Below are 19,416 nucleotides of genomic sequence, written 5' to 3'. Positions count from 1 at the left end.
GGGCGGCTCGGGAGGGCACAGGTGTCCCACGGGCCGGACGGGCGCGTCGCCACCGCGCACTGTCGGCCAGTGGCTGTCCGGAACTGCCCTGCTATTGCCGATCACGGTGACAGGGGGTCGGCAACGGCCGATACTGTTCAGCATTGTCGAACTCAACGTTCCGAAGTGGGAGGAAGCGCGATGGCGCGGAACATCCAGTCGCTCGAACGGGCGGCCGCCATGCTGCGGCTGCTCGCGGGCGGCGAGCGGCGGCTCGGCCTGTCCGAGGTGGCCTCCGCGCTCGGCCTGGCGAAGGGCACCGCGCACGGCATCCTGCGGACCCTCCAGGCGGAGGGGTTCGTCGAGCAGGACCCGGCGTCCGGCCGCTACCAGCTCGGCGCCGAGCTGCTGCGCCTGGGCAACAGCTATCTGGACGTCCACGAACTGCGGGCACGCGCCCTGGTGTGGACCGACGACCTGGCGCGCTCCAGCGGCGAGAGCGTGTACGTGGGGGTCCTGCACCAGCAGGGCGTGCTGATCATGCACCACGTCTTCAGGCCCGACGACAGCCGGCAGGTCCTCGAAGTCGGGGCCATGCAGCCGCTGCACTCCACCGCGCTCGGCAAGGTCCTCTCCGCGTACGACCCGGTCGCGCACACGGAAGCCGTCGACGGCGAGCGCACCGCGTTCACGCCCCGGACCGTGACCGGGCCCGCGGACTTCGAGGAGCTGCTCGACCTGATCCGCGCGCGCGGCTGGGCCGACGACATGGAGGAGACCTGGGACGGGGTGGCCTCGGTCGCCGCGCCCATCTTCGACCGGCGGCGGATGCCGGTGGGCGCCGTCGGCGTCACCGGGGCCGTGGAGCGGGTGTGCAAGGCGGGCGAGGTCCGCTCGGACCTGGTGGCTGCGGTGCGCGACTGCGCCCGCTCGGTCTCCCGCGACCTGGGCGCCGGGCGCTTCTGAGGAGTCCGCGCGCCCTGCGGAAACCCGCCCGGCGCGCCTGACCAGCCGCTTCGCCGACTGGCTGAAACATAACGATCAATGTGGCCGGAACATACCGGGTGGTAACGATCGGGATACCGGCCACAGAACCCTTGACGTCGACTTAACCCCGGAGCAACACTGCCGTTCATCGGTCGGCATTGTCGAACACCTAACGGCAATACGAGTTAGAGTGTGACAACGCCAAGGGCCGCCAAGCCCTCGACGTGAGGGCGCGGACCACCGGATTTCCGGGGTTCGGCTTCCCCTGGACGAAGGACAAAGGAGTCGCGGGTGTCCAGCTCCGACATCTTCATCGGCGAGACCATCGGTACCGCCGTACTCATCCTGCTGGGCGGTGGCGTGTGCGCCGCCGTCACACTGAAGAGCTCCAAGGCACGCAACGCGGGCTGGCTCGCCATCACCTTCGGGTGGGGCTTCGCGGTGCTCACCGGCGCCTACATCTCCGCCCCGCTCTCGGGTGCGCACCTCAACCCGGCGGTGACGCTCGGCCTCGCCATCAAGGGCGGCACCGAGTGGAGCGATGTGCCCACCTACCTCGCGGGACAGCTGCTCGGCGCGATGATCGGCGCCACCCTGGTCTGGCTGACCTACTACGGCCAGTTCCAGGCGCACCTGACCGACCCGGAGATCGTCGGCGACCCGGCGGACAAGCCGGTCGAAGGCCCGCACAACGGCGCGTCCCACGCGGGCCCGGTGCTCGGGATCTTCTCGACCGGCCCCGAGATCCGCAACGCGATACAGAACCTCACCACCGAGATCATCGGCACGGCCGTGCTGGTCCTGGCCATCCTGACCCAGGGCCTGAACGGCGACGGCAAGGGCCTCGGCGTCATCGGCGTCCTGATCACGTCGCTGGTCGTCGTCGGCATCGGCCTCTCGCTGGGCGGCCCCACCGGCTACGCCATCAACCCGTTCCGCGACCTCGGTCCGCGCATCGTGCACTCCCTGCTGCCGCTGCCCAACAAGGGCGGTTCGGACTGGGGCTACGCCTGGGTGCCGGTTCTCGGCCCGCTGGCCGGCGCCGCCCTCGCCGGTGGCCTGTACAACATCGCGTTCGCCTGACCCGTACAGCTCAGAGCCGTAGAGACCTTCAGACTCCAGGAGATTCCGTGAGCGACACCCACTCCACCCAGGCCGCCTCGCACGGTCACGGTCCGTTCATCGCGGCCATCGACCAGGGCACGACCTCCAGCCGCTGCATCGTCTTCGACAAGGACGGCCGGATCGTCTCGGTCGACCAGAAGGAGCACGAGCAGATCTTCCCGAAGCCGGGCTGGGTCGAGCACGACGCCGCCGAGATCTGGGCCAACGTCCAGGAAGTCGTGGCGGGCGCCATCGACAAGGCGGGCATCACGGCCGCCGACGTCAAGGCGATCGGCATCACCAACCAGCGCGAGACCACGCTGCTGTGGGACAAGAACACCGGTGAGCCCGTCCACAACGCGCTCGTCTGGCAGGACACCCGCACCGACGCGCTCTGCAAGGAGCTCGGCCGCAACGTCGGCCAGGACCGCTTCCGCCGCGAGACGGGCCTCCCCCTCGCGTCGTACTTCGCCGGACCCAAGGTCCGCTGGCTGCTCGACAACGTCGAGGGCCTGCGCGAGCGCGCCGAGCGCGGCGACATCCTCTTCGGCACCATGGACTCCTGGGTCATCTGGAACCTGACCGGCGGTGTCGACGGCGGTGTCCACGTCACCGACGTCACCAACGCCTCGCGCACCCTCCTGATGAACCTGCACGAGATGGCGTGGGACGAGAAGATCCTCGCCTCCATGGAGATCCCGGCGGCCGTGCTGCCCGAGATCCGCTCCTCCGCCGAGGTCTACGGCCACGCCAAGGGCGGCGTCCTGGACGGCATCCCGGTCGCCTCCGCGCTCGGCGACCAGCAGGCGGCCCTGTTCGGCCAGACCTGCTTCTCGGAGGGCGAGGCCAAGTCCACGTACGGCACCGGCACCTTCATGCTGATGAACACCGGTGACAAGCCCGTCAACTCCTACAACGGCCTGCTGACCACCGTCGGCTACCAGATCGGCGACCAGAAGCCGGTCTACGCCCTCGAAGGCTCGATCGCCGTCACCGGCTCGCTCGTCCAGTGGATGCGCGACCAGATGGGCATGATCAAGACCGCCGCCGAGATCGAGACGCTCGCGCTCTCGGTCGAGGACAACGGCGGCGCGTACTTCGTGCCGGCCTTCTCCGGCCTGTTCGCCCCGTACTGGCGCTCCGACGCCCGCGGTGTGATCGCCGGCCTCACCCGGTACGTCACCAAGGCGCACATCGCGCGCGCCGTGCTCGAGGCCACCGCCTGGCAGACCCGCGAGATCACCGACGCCATGACGAAGGACTCCGGCGTCGAGCTGACCGCGCTCAAGGTCGACGGCGGCATGACCTCCAACAACCTGCTGATGCAGACCCTCTCGGACTTCCTGGACGCGCCCGTCGTGCGTCCGATGGTCGCCGAGACGACCTGCCTCGGCGCCGCCTACGCCGCCGGTCTGGCCGTCGGCTTCTGGCCGGACACCGACGCGCTGCGCGCCAACTGGCGCCGGGCGGCGGAATGGACCCCTCGCATGGACGCCGACAAGCGTGACAGCGAGTACAAGAGCTGGCTCAAGGCCGTCGAGCGGACCATGGGCTGGATCGAGGACGAGGAGTAATCGAAATGACCACCCTGCAGAGCGTCCCTGCCCTTGGGACGCACCCGGCCTCCGGCTCGACCCCGAGCCGCGCCGAAACTCGGGAGCAGCTTTCCAAGGCGACGTACGACCTCCTGGTGATCGGCGGCGGCATCCTGGGCATCTCCACCGCCTGGCACGCCGCGCAGTCCGGGCTGCGGGTGGCCCTGGTGGACGCCGGCGACTTCGCCGGCGCCACCTCCTCCGCCTCCTCCAAGCTCCTCCACGGCGGTCTGCGCTACCTGCAGACCGGCGCGGTGAAGCTGGTCGCGGAGAACCACTTCGAGCGGCGTGCGGTGTCCCGTCAGGTGGCCCCGCACCTCGCCAACCCGCTGACCTTCTACCTGCCCGTGTACAAGGGCGGCCCGCACGGCGCGGCCAAGCTGGGCGCGGGCGTCTTCGCCTACTCGGCCCTGTCCGCCTTCGGTGACGGCGTCGGCCACCTGCTCTCGCCCTCCAAGGCCGCGCAGGACGTGCCGGAGCTGCGCACGGACAACCTGAAGGCCGTGGCCGTGTACGGCGACGACCAGATGAACGACGCCCGCATGGCCCTGATGACGGTGCGCGCCGCCGTCGAGGCCGGTGCCGTCGTCCTCAACCACGCCGAGGTGAGCGGTCTGCGCTTCACCAAGGGCCGGGTCACGGGCGCGGACCTCAAGGACCGCCTCTCCGGCGAGGAGTTCGGCGTCAACGCGCGCCTCGTCCTCAACGCCACCGGCCCATGGGTCGACCACCTGCGCAAGATGGAGGACCCCGACGCGGCCCCCTCCATCCGTCTGTCCAAGGGCGCGCACCTGGTCCTCAAGCGCACCTCCCCCTGGAAGGCCGCGCTGGCGACCCCGATCGACAAGTACCGCATCACCTTCGCCCTCCCCTGGGAGGACATGCTCCTGCTCGGCACCACCGACGAGGAGTTCGAGGGCGACCCGGCGGACGTCGCGGTCACCGAGGCGGACACCGCGCAGATCCTGGACGAGGCCGCGTTCTCGATCCGCGACCAGCAGCTCTCGCGCGATCTGATCACCTACTCCTTCGCCGGTCTGCGCGTCCTTCCGGGCGGTCCCGGCGACACCTCCAAGGCCAAGCGCGAGACGGTCGTCACCGAGGGCCGCGGCGGCATGCTGTCGGTCGCGGGCGGCAAGTGGACGACCTTCCGCCACATCGGCCGTACGGTGATGAAGAAGCTGGAGGCGCTGCCGGGCCGTCCGCTCGGTGACGACTTCGAGCCCATCTCCGAGCTCCCCGGCAAGCTGCCGCTGCCCGGTATAGCCAACCCGCGCGCCGTCGCCCACCGCCTGATGGTGGACGGCCCGGCCCCCGGCCCGCGCATGGCCGCCGACACCGCCAAGCACCTCGCCACCCACTACGGCTCGCTGTCCTTCGACATCGCGCGCCTGGCCAACGAGGACGCGGCGCTCGCCGAGCGCATCCACCCGGACGCGCCGGAGATCTGGGCGCAGGTCGTCTACGCGCGCGACCACGAGTGGGCCGAGACGGCCGACGACGTGCTGCGCCGCCGCACCACGCTCACGATCCGGGGCCTTGCCACGGACGAGATCCGCGGCAAGGTCGACGACCTGCTCGGCAAGAAGAACTGACGTATAGTTAGTCGAGCCAGTCAGCGCCGGAAGGGGCGGTTCCCACGGGGGGAGCCGCCCCTTTCGCATGCGCTCGTATGCGCTCGTATGCGCCGACGCGGTTCGGACGCATAATGGGGAGCGATTCATCGGATGTATGGAGGTCGCCCCATGGCAGTCACCGACGAGGCCATCGAGAAGATCAAGGAAATGATCGTCTCCGGTGCGCTGCGCCCCGGCGACCGGCTGCCCAAGGAGAGCGAACTCGCCGCCGAACTCGGCCTGTCCAGGAACTCGCTGCGCGAGGCCGTCCGCGCGCTGTCCCTGATCCGCATCCTGGATGTGCGCCAGGGCGACGGTACGTATGTGACCAGCCTGGACCCGCAGTTGCTCCTGGAGGCGATGAGCTTCGTCGTCGACTTCCACCGCGATGACACGGTCCTGGAGTTCCTGGCGGTACGGCGGATCCTGGAACCGGCGGCGACCGCGATGGCGGCGGCGCGGATCGAGGACGCGCAACTGGACGCGCTCTCGGCCCAATTGGACGCGCTCGGCCCGAACCCGTCCGTGGAGGAGCTGGTCGCCTGCGACCTGGAGTTCCACCGGGGGATCGTGCAGAGCGCGGGCAACTCGGTGCTCTGCTCCCTCCTGGACGGCCTCTCGGGCCCCACGACCCGGGCCCGCGTCTGGCGCGGCCTCACCCAGGAGGACGCGGTCTCCCGCACCCTCCACGAACACCGAGCCATCCTCGCGGCACTCCGCGACCGGGACGCGGAGGCGGCGAGGTCGTGGGCGACGGTACACATCGCGAGCGTGGAACAGTGGCTGCGCTCAACGCTGTAGCGCTTCGTCTGCAAACTCAGTCCTGCTTCTCCCCACTGGCGAAGCGCGATATCACCAGCGCAACAATGATGATCGCCCCATTAAGGAACTGATTCCACAGAGCCGGGACCCCGCCCAACGTCATCACGTTGACGACAAGTTGCAGCGTCAGCACACCGGTGAGCGCACCGAAGAGCGTGCCCCGGCCGCCTTTCAAGCTGATCCCGCCGATCACAGCCGCAGCGAACACCTGAAAGATCCACCCGTTCCCCTGCGTCGCGGCGACCGACCCGTAGTGGCCCGTATAGAGAACCCCCGCGAACGCGGCAAGCAGGCCGCCGAGCGCCAGCACGACCCATGTGATCCGCTCGACCCGGATCCCCGCGGCCCGCGCCGCCTCCGGGTTGCCCCCGATCGCGTACAGCGCGCGCCCGTGCCGCAGCCAGGCGAGCGCCGCGCCGCCGACGGCGAACAGGGTCAGGCAGATCCAGACGGCGGCCGGGGCGCCCAGCCAGTCGGTCATGCCCAGATAGCGGAACGACCGGGGCACATCGGTGATCGACTTGCCCTCGGTGATGCCGACATGGAGCCCGCGCAGCATCGTCAGCATGCCGAGCGTGGCGATGAACCCGTTGACGTTCAGCTTCAGCATCAGGAAGCCGTTGACCGTACCGATCAGCAGGCCCACCAACAGGCACAGCGGGATCGCGGTCCAGGTGGGCAGCAGCCCGAGCCCCGCGAACCGGCCGCCCTCGGACGGCAGGACGAGCCACATCGCGATCACCGGCGCGATCCCGATCGTCGACTCCAGGGACAGGTCCATCCGCCCGCAGATGAGGATCAGCGCCTGCCCCAGCACCAGCAGGCTCAGCTCCGAGGACTGCTGGATGACGCTGATGAGGTTGTCCGAGGTGAGGAAGACCGGCGAGACGATGAAGCCGATCACCATCAGGACCAGGATCACCGGGACCAGCGAGAAGTCGCTCCACCGGATGTGCGCGAGCCGCCGCAGCGGGCCGGGGTCCGCGAGATCGGCGGGCGCCGTGGTCACCGTGTCGGTCATGGCCGCTCCCCCACACCTTCCATGGCGGCGACCAGTTCCCGGTCGCTCCATCCGCTGTCGTATTCCGCGACGACCCGCCCGTGGAAGAGCGCGAGCACCCGGTCGCACACCCGCAGGTCGTCCAGCTCGTCGGAGACGATCACGGCCGCTCTCCCCTCGTCGGCGACCCGCCGTACCACCGCGAGCAGCGCTTCCTTGGACTTGACGTCGACCCCGGCCGTCGGGCGCACGGCGACCAGGACCACGGGTTCGCGGGCCAGTGCCCGGGCCACCACGACCTTCTGCTGGTTGCCGCCGGACAGGCCGGAGACCGCCTGTCCCGGCCCCTGGGTCTTGATGTCGAGCGAGGCGATCACCGACTTCGCGAACTCCCTGGTACGGGACGGGAGCACGGTCCCCCATGGCCCGAGCTGGTCGGTGACCGTGAGCGTGGCGTTCTCGGCGACCGAGCGCTGCGGCACCAGGCCCTGGCGGTGGCGGTCCTCGGGGATGTAGCCGATCCCGGCCGCGAGCGCGTGCGGCACGCTGCCGGGTTTCACCGCCCGGCCGCGCACGGACACCCGGCCCGCCGTCGCCCGGCGCATCCCGGCCAGCGTCTCGCCGAGCGCGGTGTTCCCGCTGGCGGCGGCCCCCGCCAGGCCGAGCACCTCGCCGGGGCACACGGCGAGGTCCAGCGGCTCGAACTCCCCGTCCAGGGCGAGTCCTTCGGCCCGCAGGACCGGTTCGCCCTCGACCACGGTACGGGCGGCGGCCCGCCAGGACGTGGCCGCGGCCGACTCGCCCGTCATCGCCACCACCAGGTCGTCCTTGGCCAGCTCGGCGACCGGTGCGGTCAGCACATGGCGGGCGTCGCGGTAGACGGTGACCGCCGTGCACAGCTCGTACACCTCCTGGAGGTGGTGCGAGATGAACAGGAACGCCACACCCTGGCCCTGGAGTTCGCGCACCTTGGTGAAGAGGCGCTGGATGCCGCGCGCGTCCAGCTGGGCGGTCGGCTCGTCCAGGACGATCAGCCGGGCGCCGAACGACAGCGCGCGGGCGATCTCCACGAACTGGCGCTGTTCCACGGTCAGTTCACGCGCGCGTACGTCCGGGTCGACCCGTACCCCGTACTCCGCGAGCAGATCCGCAGCGCGCCTGCGCAGCCGTCCCCAGCGGATCCGCTGGCCCTCGAACCGGTTCAGGAACAGGTTCTCGGCGACGGTGAGGTCCGGGACCACCATGGACTTCTGGTAGACGCAGGCCACCTTGGACTGCCAGGCCGCCCGGTCGCCGAAGGCGGGGGCTGGGGCGCCGCCGAAGGTGAGCGTGCCCGCGTCGGGGCGGTGAAGGCCGCTGACCACCCCGACCAACGTGGACTTGCCGGCGCCGTTGCGGCCCACCAGAGCGTGGGACTCACCTGCCCGTATGGTCAGCGAGACGCCGTCGAGCGCCAGGGTCGGGCCGAAGCGTTTGACGACTCCCTCGGCGTGGACGGCTGGTTCGGCTGTCATCGTCAGCTCTTCTTGGTCAGCTGGTTGGCCCACAGCGCCGGGTCGTCCACGTTGGCCTTGGTGACCAGCGGCGCCGGGAGCTGGTCCTCGTAGCCGTTCGGGATCTTGACGATGGTGGAGCCGTGGTCGGTCGGGCCCGCCGTGAAGGTCTTGCCGTCCAGGGCCGCCTTGGCGTAGTACAGCGCGTACTTGGCGTACAGGTCGGCGGGCTGGGAGACGGTAGCGTCGATCTTCCCGGCCTTGATGGCGTCCAGCTCCTCGGGGATGCCGTCGTTGGAGACGATCGTGATGTGGCCGGGCGTGCCCGGCGGTCTGAGCAGGTGCTTCTGTTCCAGGAGGGCAAGCGTGGGTTGCAGGAAGACGCCGCCCGCCTGCATATAGACGCCCTTCAGGCCCGGGTGGGCGGCGAGCGTCGACTGGAGCTTGGCGGAGGCCACGTCGCCCTTCCAGTCGGTGGCCAGCTCATAGACCTTGATGCCGGGGTACTTCTTGGCCATGCACGCCTTGAACGCCTCCGAGCGGTCGCGGCCGTTGATGGAGGACAGATCGCCCTGGAACTCGGCGACCTCGCCGCTCCCCTTCAGCTGCTCGCCGAGGAACGTGCAGGCCTTCTCGCCGTACGCCTTGTTGTCGGCCCGTACGACCATGTAGACGTCGCCCTTGTCGGGGCGGGTGTCGACGCTGATCACCGGGATCTTCTTCTGGTGGAGGGTGTCCAGGGTCGAGGCGACGGCGCCGGTGTCCTGCGGGGCCATCACGACCGCCTTGGCGCCCTGGTCCATGAAGGCGGTGACGTTGGCGACGAGCTTGCCGATGTCGTTCTGGGAGTTGGTGAGCGGCAGGGCCGAGATCCCGGCGGCCTTGGTGCCCTTGGCGAGGTACTGCTGGTAGGAGTTCCAGAAGTCGCTGTCACTGCGCGGCAGGTCGATGCCCACCTTGTCGCTCCCGCCGCCCGACTCGCGGTTGCAGCCCGTCAGTGCCGCGACCGCCACAAGCGCGGTGCAGACGGCGGCGGTTGTCGTACGCACTCTCATGGTTTCGTCCTTCGTGGCTCGCGGCTCGTGGCTCAGGTGTGGGGGCGAAGGCGCAGGCCCTGCATGCCGCCGTCGACGGCCAGGGCGGTACCGGTGACGGCGGCGGCGGACGGGCTCGCCAAGTACGCGATGGCTGCGGCCACTTCGTCGGCCGAGACCAGCCGCCCCATCGGCTGACGGGCCTCAAGCGCGGCCCGCTCGGCCTCGGGGTCGTCCGCCCGGGCGAGCAGTCGGCCGATCCACGGGGTGTCCGCCGTGCCGGGGTTCACGCAGTTCACGCGGACCCCTTCGCGTACGTGGTCGGCGGCCATGGCGAGGGTGAGGGAGAGCACCGCACCCTTGGCGGCGCTGTAGAGGGCGCGTTGGGGCAGGCCTGCCGTGGCGGCGATGGAGCAGGTGTGGGTGATCGAGACGTGGCCGGGCCGCGCGGCGGCCGCGCGGCGCAGATGCGGAAGCGCGTGGCGGGCGGTGCGGACCATGCCGAGGACGTTGACGTCGAGCACCCGGTGCCATTCGGCGTCGTCGTTGTCCTCGACGGTGCCGATCGCGCCGATCCCTGCGTTGGATGCGAGCGTGTGCAGCGCACCCAACTCCCGTACCGCCCGGCCCACCGCGTCCCGTACGCCCGCGTCGTCGGTGACGTCCGCTTCCAGGGCGAGGGTGCCCTGCGGGGCGCCCTTGATGTCCTGGTCGAGCACGGCCACGCGCGCGCCCCGGGCGACCAGCAGCCCGGCGGTGGCCGCGCCGATCCCGGAGGCGCCGCCGGTGACCAGTGCGGCCATGCCCGCGAAGTCCTGCGATGCGGCGTCGGCCGGCGTGAACTCGCGCTTCATGAGACGACCTCCTGGGCGGGGCGGCGGGCCTGCCACTCGGGCCCGTCCGGATAGCGGTAGGCGGCCAGGGACTCGGGGCGCATCCGGGCCGAGAAGCCGGGGGCCCTGGGCGCCCGGTAGCGGCCGCCCTCGATGACGGCCGGGTCGGCGAAGTGCTCGTGGAGGTGGTCGACGTACTCGATGACCCGGTCCTCGCGGCTGCCGGAGACGGCCACGTAGTCGAACATCGCCAGATGCTGGACGAGTTCGCACAGCCCCACCCCGCCCGCGTGCGGGCAGACGGGGACGCCGTACTTGGCGGCGAGCAGCAGGATCGCCAGGTTCTCGTTGACCCCGGCCACCCGGGCCGCGTCGATCTGCACGAAGTCGACCGCGCCCGCCTGGAGCAGCTGCTTGAACACGACCCGGTTGGCGACGTGTTCACCGGTGGCGACCTTCACCGGCTGCCCGGCCCGTACCGCCGCGTGCCCCAGGATGTCGTCGGGGCTGGTCGGCTCCTCGATCCAGTGCGGTGCGTACGGGGCGAGCGCGGCCATCCAGCGCAGTGCGTCCGGCACGTCCCAGCGCTGGTTGGCGTCGACGGCGATGCGTACGCCGGGACCGACGGCCGCGCGGGCGAGGCGCAGTCTGCGGACGTCGTCGTCGAGGTCGGCCCCGACCTTCAGTTTGATCTGCCCGAAGCCGTCCGCGACCGCCTCCTTGGCGAGCCTGACGAGTTTGGCGTCGTCGTAGCCGAGCCAGCCCGGCGAGGTGGTGTACGCGGGATAGCCCTCGGCGCGCAGCAGCCGGGCCCGCCCGGCCCGGCCCGGTTCTGCGGCGCGCAGGATGGCGAGGGCGTCGCTCCTGGTCAGTACGTCGGTGAGATAGCGGAAGTCGACGAGCGAGACCAGCTCTTCGGGGGTCATCGCGGCCAGGAACTCCCAGACGGGCACTCCGGCGGCGGTGGCCGCGAGGTCCCAGGCGGCGTTGACGACGGCTCCGGCCGCCATATGTGTGACGCCCTTGTCGGGGCCGAGCCAGCGCAGTTGCGAGTCATGGGTGAGGTCGTGGTGGAGGGCGGCGAGATCGGCGGCGGTGCGCGGCGCCGGGCGGCCCACCACGTACGGCCGCAGGGCCTCTATGGCGGCGGCGGTGACATCGTTGCCGCGGCCGATGGTGAAGACGAAGCCGTGCCCCTCCGTGCGCGCGGGGCCGTCGGTGCGCAGCACCACATAGGCGGCCGAGTAGTCCGGGTCCGGGTTCATCGCGTCCGAGCCGTCGAGCTGTTCGGACGTGGGGAAGCGGATGTCGTATACGTCGAACCCGGTGACACTCGGCCTCATGCGCGCCCCCTGTGGCTGAGTCCTGCTCGAAGGTCCTGCTGGAGTCCTGCTGAAGAACTCTTGCGACGAACGTCTGCTCGGACATCCGACCTCTCGTGGTCATCCGATGTATTCCGATGTATAGCGCCGGGGAAGCGCCGGAGTCCAGGGTCGGGACGGAACATTCCTCGCCGCATTCGTCGAACAGCTCGGATGAATCCGGGGATCGGGAGCCCGTTTCCCCGGCTGCTGCCCGTTCATGCGGGGATCACTCCGGCGGGGAGAGGGCCGTGCACGGGGGCTGCGGCGGGGTATGGCTGAAGCCGTAAGGTTGGGGCGTACGCAAGAGAACTTCGGAGGGAGGCACTGGGTGATCGAGCTGGAGGGAGTTCCCGAGCTGGTCGACCCGGTCATGATCGCCGCGTTCGAGGGCTGGAACGACGCGGGCGACTCCGCCTCCTCAGCGGTCGCCCACCTGGAGCGCGAGTGGAAGGGAGAGGTCTTCGCCGCGCTCGACGCCGAGGACTACTACGACTTCCAGGTCAACCGGCCGACCGTGTTCCTGGAGGCCGGCGTCCGGCGGATCACCTGGCCCACCACCCGGCTCTCCGTGGTGCGCGTCGGCGGCGACAAGCCGCGCGACCTGGTGCTCGTGCGCGGGATCGAACCGTCGATGCGCTGGCGCTCGTTCTGCAACGAGATCCTGGGCTTCGCGCACGAGCTGGGCGTGGAGATGGTGGTGATCCTGGGCGCGCTGCTCGGCGACACCCCGCACACCCGGCCGGTGCCGGTCAGCGGCGTCACCTCGGACCCGGACCTGGCGCGCACGATGGATCTGGAGGAGACGCGGTACGAGGGGCCCACGGGCATCGTCGGCGTCCTCCAGGAGGCGTGCACCCACGCGGGCGTCCCGGCCGTGAGCCTCTGGGCCGCGGTGCCGCACTATGTGTCGCAGCCGCCCAACCCGAAGGCCACGCTCGCCCTTCTCAACCGGCTTGAGGACCTGATCGACCTGCGTATTCCGCTGGGCGAACTGGCGGAGGACGCGCGCGCGTGGCAGCTGGGGGTGGATCAGCTCGCTGCCGAGGACAGTGAAGTGGCGGAGTACGTCCAGACGTTGGAGGAGGCGCGGGACACCGCGGATCTGCCCGAGGCCTCCGGGGAGGCCATTGCCCGGGAGTTCGAGCGGTATCTGCGGCGGCGGGACGGTGGGCCTGGGGCCGGCCCCGGACCCGGGTCTGTGGCTGGTGGCCACGCCACGGACGGGGGTGAGTCCACGTCGTATCTGCGTGATTCCGGTAGTGGGCGTACTCGGCCGCCCAAGCCTCCTCGGGAGGAGCCTGAGGATCCGGGTGACGGTGCGGAGTCGTCGGACGACTGACGCTTTGTTAGGGGTGCGGTCGTTTGGCTGCGGACCGTGCGTGGCTTGTCGCGCAGTTCCCCGCGCCCCTGACCATGCGGGCCGATGAGAAGGTGCGGCCGCGGCAGGCCTATTCCAGACGGATTTGCACCGGCTGCCCAACGCACCATTATTTCAAACATCGTTCGCCTGACGGGCTGGACGAGTCGGCGTCGTGGTAGCAGGGTGTGCCGGGTAGGGAGCGACACGGCACCGGATGGGAGTTGCAGCGGCCATGACCGATCAGGCACTCCCGGGCCAGGGCCCCGGCACTGCGGGACCCGGACCCGATGGAGCTGGATTCACCTATCAAGGCGCCGAGCCGGAACTGATCGTCGTCGCACGGGCCGAGGCACGGCTCCGCGTCGACGCGCAGGGCATCGGCTCGGCCTCCGGAGCGGACACCACGGCGCTCACCCTCTTCCTCGGCGACGAACAACTCGCCCTGGAGCCGCTGTTCGGCCGCGAGGAGCGGCTTCGTGAGGAGCGGCTGCACGCGGCGGAGCGGGCCGGCCGGCCGGGCGTCGATCAGGGCACCCTCCCCGACCTGTCGCTGTTCTACCGCGTACGCGGCGGAGCCGACCGGGCCGAGGAGTTCGCCGCCCGGCTGGCCGCCCTGCCCGAGATCGAGACCGCGTATGTGAAGCCGGGAGCCGTCCCGGCCTCGTACCCGGCACAGAACGGGGCGACCGGCACGCGGCTGAAGGAAGGCACGCCCGCCACCCCCGACTTCACCGGCCGCCAGGGCTATCTGCGGGCCGCGCCCGAGGGCGTGGACGCGTACTGGGCCTGGCAGCGGCCCGGCGGTTCCGGCGAGGGCGTCACCGTCGTCGACGTGGAGGGCGCCTGGCAGTTGGGGCACGAGGACCTGGCGGAGAAGCTCGCCGGGATCGTCGTCGGCACCCCCGTGCAGGACCTGGCGTGGCGCAACCACGGCACCTCGGTCCTCGGCGTCGTCGGCGGCGACCGCGACGACAAGGGCATCACCGGAATCGCACCCCAGGCCGTCACCGCGGCCGCGTCCTTCCGGTCCATCGGCACCGCCGCGGCGATCCACGCCGCCGCCGAACGGCTCGCCCCCGGCGACATCGTGCTGATCGAACTGCACCGGCCGGGGCCCCGGTTCGCCTATGAGCAGCGCGACGACCAGGCCGGGTACATCGCGATCGAGTGGTGGCCGGACGACTTCGCCGCGATCCGCTGGGCGACCGCCAGGGGCGTCCTGGTGGTGGCGGCCGCGGGCAACGGCGCGGAGAGTCTCGACGACGCGCTGTACGAGCGGCGGCCGGAGCGGTTCCCAGAGACCTGGCGCAACCCGTTCAACCCCTCCAACCGGTCCTCCGGCGCGGTCCTGGTGGGCGCGGGCGCCCCGCCGCCCGGCACCCACGGCCGCGACCACGGCCCGGACCGCTCACGGCTCGCGTTCTCCAACTACGGGGCGCGGATCGACGCCCAGGGCTGGGGCCGGGAGACCACCACGACCGGCGGGTTCTGGGACCGGGCCGGTGAACTCCAGGGCGGCACCGAGGAGATCGCCTGGTACACGGACACCTTCTCCGGTACGTCCTCGGCGGCCCCGATCGCGGTCGGCGCCCTCGCCTGCCTCCAGGGCATGCTGAAGGCGGCCCATCTGGCGCCGATGACCCCCGAACGCGCCCGTGAGGTGCTGCGCTCGACCGGCTCGCCGCAACAGGACGCGCCCGGGCGGCCCGCCTCGCAGCGCATCGGCAGCCGCCCCGACATCAAGGCGGCCGTGACCCGGCTGATGCCGTCCACGGTCGGCACCGGCCAGGCCGAGCGGTACTGGGACGAGTTGATCCCGTATCCCCATGAACTGCCCCCGAGGCTCCGGCTGTTCGTCGCCGGGGCGTGGCGCAACCTCAACGACCCGGCGCCGGAGCTGCGTCAGGCGGTGCACTCCGCCTTCGCGCAGGGCCGCCCCGACGTACGCGTCTGGTTCTCGGACGACGAAATCGTCGGCCTGGTCGTCGCGGGCTGAGCGTTCCGCAAGCCCACCAACCATCCAACCGACCCCAACCCATGACCGACCCACGCATCGACACAGGGAAGGTGACACCACTATGAGCACCACCCCGCAGATGAGTCAGCAGCAGTACGGTCAGCAACAGGGCTTCCCGCAGGCCCAGCAGGGCTACTCACCGGGCCAGCAGGGCATCCCGCAGCAGGGCTACCCGTACGGCCAGCAGGGGTATCCGCAGGGTCAGCAGCAGGGCCCGAACACCTCGCCGCCGCAGATCCAGCAGCAGCTCCAGCAGCTCGGCCAGCAGCCGCCGTTCCAGCAGCTGCTCCAGCAGATGGGCGGCATGCAGCAGGGTCAGCAGACCCAGCAGCCGCTCGTGCTGCCGAGCGCGGTCGAGGCCGCCACGATCACCAGCGGCATCGCCACCAAGTTCTGGGACGTGGTGACCCCGCTGCCCGGCCAGCCGTCGATCCTGTATCTCTTCATCGCGGGCAACTGGCACCCGCTGGTGAACCCGAACCAGGTCACGCATGACGCGGTCCAGGAGGCGTTCGCGTTCGGCCAGCAGGTCATCGGGTTCTACGACACCAAGACGGGCGCGGTCCAGGCCGTCGTGGTGAACCGGCAGTAGGGGAACCGGCAGTAGCGCCGACCGCACGCAGAAGGCGCCGGATGGGCAGTGCCCATCCGGCGCCTTTGCCTTGGGGTTCTACAGGGCCACGCCGAGCAGTGCGTCGACGGCGCGCGAGACCACGCCGGGCGCGCCCTCGTCCGTACCGCCCTCGCTCCGCTGGCGCTCGGTCCAGCGGTCCACGGCCAGGAGCGCCGCCGGGGCGTCCAGGTCGTTGGCCAGGGCCTCGCGGATCTCCTCGACCAGGGCGTCCGCGGACGGCCCGTCGGGGCGGGAGACGGCCGCGCGCCAGCGGCCGAGCCGCTCGGCGGCGTCCTGGAGGACCTGGTCGGTCCACTCCCAGTCGGCCCGGTAGTGGTGCGAGAGCAGCGCGAGCCGGATCGCGGCCGGGTCGACGCCCTCGCGGCGCAGGGTGGAGACGAAGACCAGGTTGCCCTTGGACTTCGACATCTTCTCGCCGTCGAGCGCGACCATGCCGGCGTGGACGTACGCCTTGGCCATCGGGAACTCGCCGGTGAGCACCTGGGCGTGCGAGGCGCCCATCTCGTGGTGCGGGAAGGCGAGGTCGGAGCCGCCGCCCTGCACGTCGAAGCCCATGCCGAGGTGGTCCAGGGCGATGGCGACGCACTCGATGTGCCAGCCGGGCCGGCCGGGGCCCAGGCTCGCGCCGTCCCAGCTCGGCTCGCCCTCGCGGGCGGCCATCCAGAGCATCGGGTCCAGCGGGTTCTTCTTGCCGGGGCGCTCGGGGTCGCCGCCGCGCTCCGCGGACAGGCGGCGCATGGCCTCCGCGTCCAGGTTGGAGACCTGGCCGAAGTGGGCGTCGCTCTCCACGGAGAAGTAGACGTCCCCGTCGAGTTCGTACGCGGCGCCCGCGTCCCGCAGGCGTTCGACGAGCGGGACGATCCCGGGTATCGCCTCGACCGCGCCGATGTAGTGCTGCGGCGGAAGCATCCGCAGGGCGGTCATGTCCTCGCGGAAGAGGGCGGTCTCGCGCTCGGCGAGCTCGGTCCAGTCGTGCCCGTCGCGGATGGCGCGCTCCAGGAGCGGATCGTCCACGTCCGTCACGTTCTGGACGTAGTGAACCTGCCGCTTGGTGTCGAGCCACACGCGCTGAACGAGGTCGAACGCGTTGTAGGTCGCCGCGTGACCCAGGTGGGTCGCGTCGTACGGGGTGATGCCGCAGACGTAGATACGGGCGACGGGACCGGGGTCGAGGGTGACAAGACCGCCGGTCGCGGTGTCGTGGATCCGGAGGTCGCGGCCCTTGCCGGGCAGGGCGGGGACCTCAGAAGCGGGCCAGGCATGCATGTCTTGAGCGTAACCGGACGCACGCTCCATATTCGAACCGGATCCGCGCACTTGGCCGAATGACCCCTCTTGCGCGAGATCCGGTTCCATGCAGGGCGGGCACATATCGGGCGGACCGGTGACCCGCTGCTAGACCGGGGGCCAGGGAATCGGCGGCCACTCCCCCGACGGGCTGCGGTGCACACCCTCCGCCAGCAGCGCCGCCACCCGCTCGCGCAGCGCGTCCGCCTCGTCCGCCGTGATCAGCTCGGCGATGCGGGCGGCCAGCGGCTCGCCGGGGGCCAGCGCGGCGGTGAGGCCGGTCAGCGCCCCGACCGCCTCCTCGGTCAGCGGCTCGCCCGCCCAGCCCCACAGCAGGGTGCGCAGCTTGTCCTGGACGTTGAAGGAGACCCCGTGGTCGATGCCGTACAGGCGCCCGTCCCCGGCGGGCAGCAGATGGCCGCCCTTGCGGTCGCCGTTGTTGATCACGGCGTCGAGCACCGCGAGCCGCCGAAGGCGCTCGTCGTCGGCGTGCACGAGCAGCGCGGTGCGGCCCTCGCCGACGTCCGCGAGCCCGACCGCCTTCCAGCCCTCGCCCGGCTCCTCCCCCTCGACGAGCGCGAGCAGCCCGTCCTCCTCGGGGCCGTCTGTGTTCTCAGGGGGTCCCTCGATCCACAGCTGGACCATGCCCTCGCCGTACGGCCCGTCGCGCAGCACGGTCGGCGGCACCAGGTCCCAGCCGAGCGCCGCGCACACCTCGTAGGCGGCGACCTCGCGCTGGGCGAGCGTGCCGTCGGGGAAGTCCCACAGCGGCCGCTCGCCGGCGACCGGCTTGTAGACGCAGTGGGCGCTGTGCCCCTCGTACGAGACGGAGCAGTAGAGCACCGCGTTGGACGCCTCGCGGATCCGGCCGCGGACGGTGAGCTCGCCCTTGGCGAGCAGGTCCACCGCCGTCAGGCTCCCCGTCGGTATCCGTTCTGGCGCGGGCATACGTGTCCTTCCGGGTCGAGCGGCAGGCTGCACAGCGGGCACGGCGGGCGGCCCGCGTTGACCACGTCGAGGGCGCGCTTGGCGAACGCGCGGGCCTGCGCGCCGGTCAGGCGCACCCGCAGCATCGGCGGACCGTTCTCGTCGTCCTGGAGCAGCCGCTCCTCGGCCTCCGCGAGGTCCTCCTCGGAGTCGGCGTCGAGCTCGACCAGGGCCTGCGCCTCGATCACCATGCGCTGTTCCTCGCCGTCCCAGGCCAGCGCCATGGTGCCGACCCGGAACTCCTCCTCGACCGGCGAGTCGAGGGGGGCGGTGTCGGTGACGTCGGCGGGGGCGACGGCCGGGACGGGCGCGTTGCCGCCGGTGCGGCGCACGACCTCGTCGAGCAGCTCGTCGATCCGCTCGGCGAGCGCCGCCACCTGGGTCTTCTCCAGGGCGACGCTGGTGGTACGGCTGCCCGCGGACGCCTGGAGGAAGAACGTCCGGCGTCCGGGCAGCCCGACCGTGCCGGCCACGAAACGGTCCGGCGGGTCGTAGAAGAACACCTGACGGGGCACGTCCTGGTCTCCCTAGGTCGGATGGTGCGATCGGTGCCGGGCCGCCGGGCAGAGCGCGGGTTTTCGGCCCGTCCACCCTACTGCGCCCGGCGATCACGGTGCTCCCGCGCCACCCCCGACCTCGGCGTCGCTCGTGGCGGGCGACTCCTTCGGGGCGAGCGCGCCGAGGTCACCGGTCTCGCCCAGGCGCACCAGGAACGGGCGCAGCCGGGTGTAACGGATCGCGGTGAGGGAACACGGTTCCACCGAGATCCGCTGAAAGAGGTCGAGATGCATACCGAGGGCGTCGGCGACGATCGACTTGATGATGTCGCCGTGCGAGCACATGACGAAGACGGCGTCGGGCCCGTGGTCCGCCTCCACGCGCGCGTTCCACTCGCGTACCGCCTCCACCGCGCGTGTCTGCATCGCGCGCATGGACTCGCCGCCGGGGAACGCGGCGGCCGACGGGTGCTGCTGGACCACTTCCATCAGCGGGTCGTCGGAGAGCTCGGCGAGCTTGCGGCCCGACCAGTCGCCGTAGTCGCACTCGCTGATCCGCTCGTCGGTGTGGAGCGCGAGCGAGGGCCGGGCGTCGAGCAGCGGCCGCAGGGTCTCCCGGCAGCGCTCCAGGGGGCTGGAGACAACGGCGGCGAGCGGCAGCGCGGCGAGCCGGTCCGGCAGCGCGGCGGCCTGCGCGGCACCGCGCTCGTCCAGATGGACACCTGGGGTGCGCCCGGCCAGCAGGCCCGAGGTGTTGGCGGTGGAGCGTCCATGACGTACGAGGATCAGCGTGGCCATGCCCGCCAG

The 19,416-nt window shown here is 71.1% G+C and carries 17 protein-coding genes; 8 read left to right on the top strand and 9 right to left on the bottom strand.

All coding sequences use genetic code 11. The features are described 5' to 3' along the window. Positions 1 to 180: 180 nt before the first annotated feature. From ACT1U9_RS25710 to ACT1U9_RS25690, 5 genes are all read left to right on the top strand, one after another. Positions 181 to 945 carry an IclR family transcriptional regulator gene (locus tag ACT1U9_RS25710; protein ID WP_444535016.1) on the top strand — a complete coding sequence of 255 codons (765 nt, stop codon included), beginning with the start codon at positions 181 to 183 and terminating at the stop codon, positions 943 to 945. A 312-nt stretch (positions 946 to 1,257) separates the two neighbouring features. Then, the gene (locus ACT1U9_RS25705) at positions 1,258 to 2,049 is read left to right on the top strand and encodes an MIP/aquaporin family protein (protein ID WP_444535015.1); all 792 of its coding nucleotides are present in this window, start codon (positions 1,258 to 1,260) and stop codon (positions 2,047 to 2,049) included. A gap of 47 nt (positions 2,050 to 2,096) precedes the next feature. After that, positions 2,097 to 3,644 carry a glycerol kinase GlpK gene (glpK, locus tag ACT1U9_RS25700; RefSeq protein WP_444535014.1) on the top strand — a complete coding sequence of 516 codons (1,548 nt, stop codon included), beginning with the start codon at positions 2,097 to 2,099 and terminating at the stop codon, positions 3,642 to 3,644. A 5-nt stretch (positions 3,645 to 3,649) separates the two neighbouring features. Next, positions 3,650 to 5,260: an FAD-dependent oxidoreductase gene (locus tag ACT1U9_RS25695; protein ID WP_444535013.1), complete on the top strand. Its 1,611-nt coding sequence runs from the start codon at positions 3,650 to 3,652 to the stop codon at positions 5,258 to 5,260. A 150-nt stretch (positions 5,261 to 5,410) separates the two neighbouring features. After that, positions 5,411 to 6,082 carry a FadR/GntR family transcriptional regulator gene (locus ACT1U9_RS25690; RefSeq protein ID WP_188271662.1) on the top strand — a complete coding sequence of 224 codons (672 nt, stop codon included), beginning with the start codon at positions 5,411 to 5,413 and terminating at the stop codon, positions 6,080 to 6,082. 16 nt (positions 6,083 to 6,098) lie between these two features. On the opposite strand, the gene ACT1U9_RS25685 is transcribed toward ACT1U9_RS25690, so the two are convergent. From ACT1U9_RS25685 to ACT1U9_RS25665, 5 genes are read right to left on the bottom strand one after another with little or no spacing between them, the layout of a single operon-like run. Beyond that, positions 6,099 to 7,124 (bottom strand): ABC transporter permease, encoded by a 1,026-nt coding sequence (locus ACT1U9_RS25685; RefSeq protein WP_444535012.1) that lies wholly within the window; start codon positions 7,122 to 7,124, stop codon positions 6,099 to 6,101. Next, a complete protein-coding gene (locus tag ACT1U9_RS25680) occupies positions 7,121 to 8,617 on the bottom strand; it encodes a sugar ABC transporter ATP-binding protein (RefSeq protein ID WP_444535011.1) in 1,497 nt (498 codons plus the stop codon). The genes ACT1U9_RS25685 and ACT1U9_RS25680 overlap by 4 nt, the downstream gene beginning before the upstream one ends. Positions 8,618 to 8,619: 2 nt before the next feature. Continuing rightward, complete coding sequence (locus ACT1U9_RS25675; protein WP_444535010.1) at positions 8,620 to 9,651, bottom strand: sugar ABC transporter substrate-binding protein; 1,032 nt, start codon at positions 9,649 to 9,651, stop codon at positions 8,620 to 8,622. Between the two features lie 32 nt (positions 9,652 to 9,683). Further along, complete coding sequence (locus tag ACT1U9_RS25670; protein WP_444535009.1) at positions 9,684 to 10,484, bottom strand: SDR family NAD(P)-dependent oxidoreductase; 801 nt, start codon at positions 10,482 to 10,484, stop codon at positions 9,684 to 9,686. Then, on the bottom strand, positions 10,481 to 11,806 hold the full coding sequence (locus tag ACT1U9_RS25665) for an enolase C-terminal domain-like protein (protein ID WP_444535008.1): 1,326 nt from the start codon (positions 11,804 to 11,806) through the stop codon (positions 10,481 to 10,483). Before ACT1U9_RS25665 ends, ACT1U9_RS25670 begins: the two co-directional genes overlap by 4 nt. A gap of 349 nt (positions 11,807 to 12,155) precedes the next feature. On the opposite strand from ACT1U9_RS25665, the gene ACT1U9_RS25660 reads away from it, so the two are divergent. From ACT1U9_RS25660 to ACT1U9_RS25650, 3 genes are all read left to right on the top strand, one after another. Next, entirely contained in the window at positions 12,156 to 13,166 is a 1,011-nt protein-coding gene (locus ACT1U9_RS25660; protein WP_444535007.1) for a PAC2 family protein, read from the top strand. Positions 13,167 to 13,419: 253 nt separating this feature from the next. Beyond that, positions 13,420 to 15,183, top strand: a complete 1,764-nt coding sequence (locus tag ACT1U9_RS25655) for a S8 family peptidase (RefSeq protein ID WP_444535006.1) — start codon at positions 13,420 to 13,422, stop codon at positions 15,181 to 15,183. 82 nt (positions 15,184 to 15,265) lie between these two features. Further along, positions 15,266 to 15,796 (top strand): hypothetical protein, encoded by a 531-nt coding sequence (locus tag ACT1U9_RS25650; RefSeq protein ID WP_444535005.1) that lies wholly within the window; start codon positions 15,266 to 15,268, stop codon positions 15,794 to 15,796. 78 nt (positions 15,797 to 15,874) lie between these two features. Here the strand turns inward: ACT1U9_RS25650 and mshC are convergent, their stop codons facing one another. From mshC to ACT1U9_RS25630, 4 genes are all read right to left on the bottom strand, one after another. Continuing rightward, positions 15,875 to 17,104 carry a cysteine--1-D-myo-inosityl 2-amino-2-deoxy-alpha-D-glucopyranoside ligase gene (mshC, locus tag ACT1U9_RS25645; RefSeq protein ID WP_444535004.1) on the bottom strand — a complete coding sequence of 410 codons (1,230 nt, stop codon included), beginning with the start codon at positions 17,102 to 17,104 and terminating at the stop codon, positions 15,875 to 15,877. A gap of 129 nt (positions 17,105 to 17,233) precedes the next feature. Beyond that, positions 17,234 to 18,073 carry an SCO1664 family protein gene (locus ACT1U9_RS25640; RefSeq protein ID WP_444535003.1) on the bottom strand — a complete coding sequence of 280 codons (840 nt, stop codon included), beginning with the start codon at positions 18,071 to 18,073 and terminating at the stop codon, positions 17,234 to 17,236. Next, a complete protein-coding gene (locus ACT1U9_RS25635) occupies positions 18,037 to 18,627 on the bottom strand; it encodes a DUF3090 domain-containing protein (RefSeq protein WP_188271673.1) in 591 nt (196 codons plus the stop codon). The genes ACT1U9_RS25640 and ACT1U9_RS25635 overlap by 37 nt, the downstream gene beginning before the upstream one ends. A gap of 93 nt (positions 18,628 to 18,720) precedes the next feature. After that, complete coding sequence (locus ACT1U9_RS25630; protein WP_444535002.1) at positions 18,721 to 19,407, bottom strand: histidine phosphatase family protein; 687 nt, start codon at positions 19,405 to 19,407, stop codon at positions 18,721 to 18,723. Positions 19,408 to 19,416 lie beyond the last annotated feature (9 nt).

The organism is Streptomyces sp. BR1 (genome assembly GCF_052373795.1).
GTDB lineage: Bacteria > Actinomycetota > Actinomycetes > Streptomycetales > Streptomycetaceae > Streptomyces.
The sequence above is the reverse complement of the archived record's forward strand: the minus strand, read 5'-3'. Positions and strand labels throughout refer to the sequence as shown.

Bases quoted from the DNA above. Each gene is read 5' to 3' on its own strand.
- ACT1U9_RS25710 (WP_444535016.1), top strand. From the start codon at position 181: ATGGCGCGGAACATCCAGTCGCTCGAACGGGCGGCCGCCATGCTGCGG.
- ACT1U9_RS25695 (WP_444535013.1), top strand. From the start codon at position 3,650: ATGACCACCCTGCAGAGCGTCCCTGCCCTTGGGACGCACCCGGCCTCC.
- ACT1U9_RS25690 (WP_188271662.1), top strand. From the start codon at position 5,411: ATGGCAGTCACCGACGAGGCCATCGAGAAGATCAAGGAAATGATCGTC.
- ACT1U9_RS25685 (WP_444535012.1), bottom strand. From the start codon at position 7,124: ATGACCGACACGGTGACCACGGCGCCCGCCGATCTCGCGGACCCCGGC.
- ACT1U9_RS25680 (WP_444535011.1), bottom strand. From the start codon at position 8,617: ATGACAGCCGAACCAGCCGTCCACGCCGAGGGAGTCGTCAAACGCTTC.
- ACT1U9_RS25675 (WP_444535010.1), bottom strand. From the start codon at position 9,651: ATGAGAGTGCGTACGACAACCGCCGCCGTCTGCACCGCGCTTGTGGCG.
- ACT1U9_RS25670 (WP_444535009.1), bottom strand. From the start codon at position 10,484: ATGAAGCGCGAGTTCACGCCGGCCGACGCCGCATCGCAGGACTTCGCG.
- ACT1U9_RS25665 (WP_444535008.1), bottom strand. From the start codon at position 11,806: ATGAGGCCGAGTGTCACCGGGTTCGACGTATACGACATCCGCTTCCCC.
- ACT1U9_RS25655 (WP_444535006.1), top strand. From the start codon at position 13,420: ATGACCGATCAGGCACTCCCGGGCCAGGGCCCCGGCACTGCGGGACCC.
- ACT1U9_RS25650 (WP_444535005.1), top strand. From the start codon at position 15,266: ATGAGCACCACCCCGCAGATGAGTCAGCAGCAGTACGGTCAGCAACAG.
- mshC (WP_444535004.1), bottom strand. From the start codon at position 17,104: ATGCATGCCTGGCCCGCTTCTGAGGTCCCCGCCCTGCCCGGCAAGGGC.
- ACT1U9_RS25640 (WP_444535003.1), bottom strand. From the start codon at position 18,073: ATGCCCGCGCCAGAACGGATACCGACGGGGAGCCTGACGGCGGTGGAC.
- ACT1U9_RS25630 (WP_444535002.1), bottom strand. From the start codon at position 19,407: ATGGCCACGCTGATCCTCGTACGTCATGGACGCTCCACCGCCAACACC.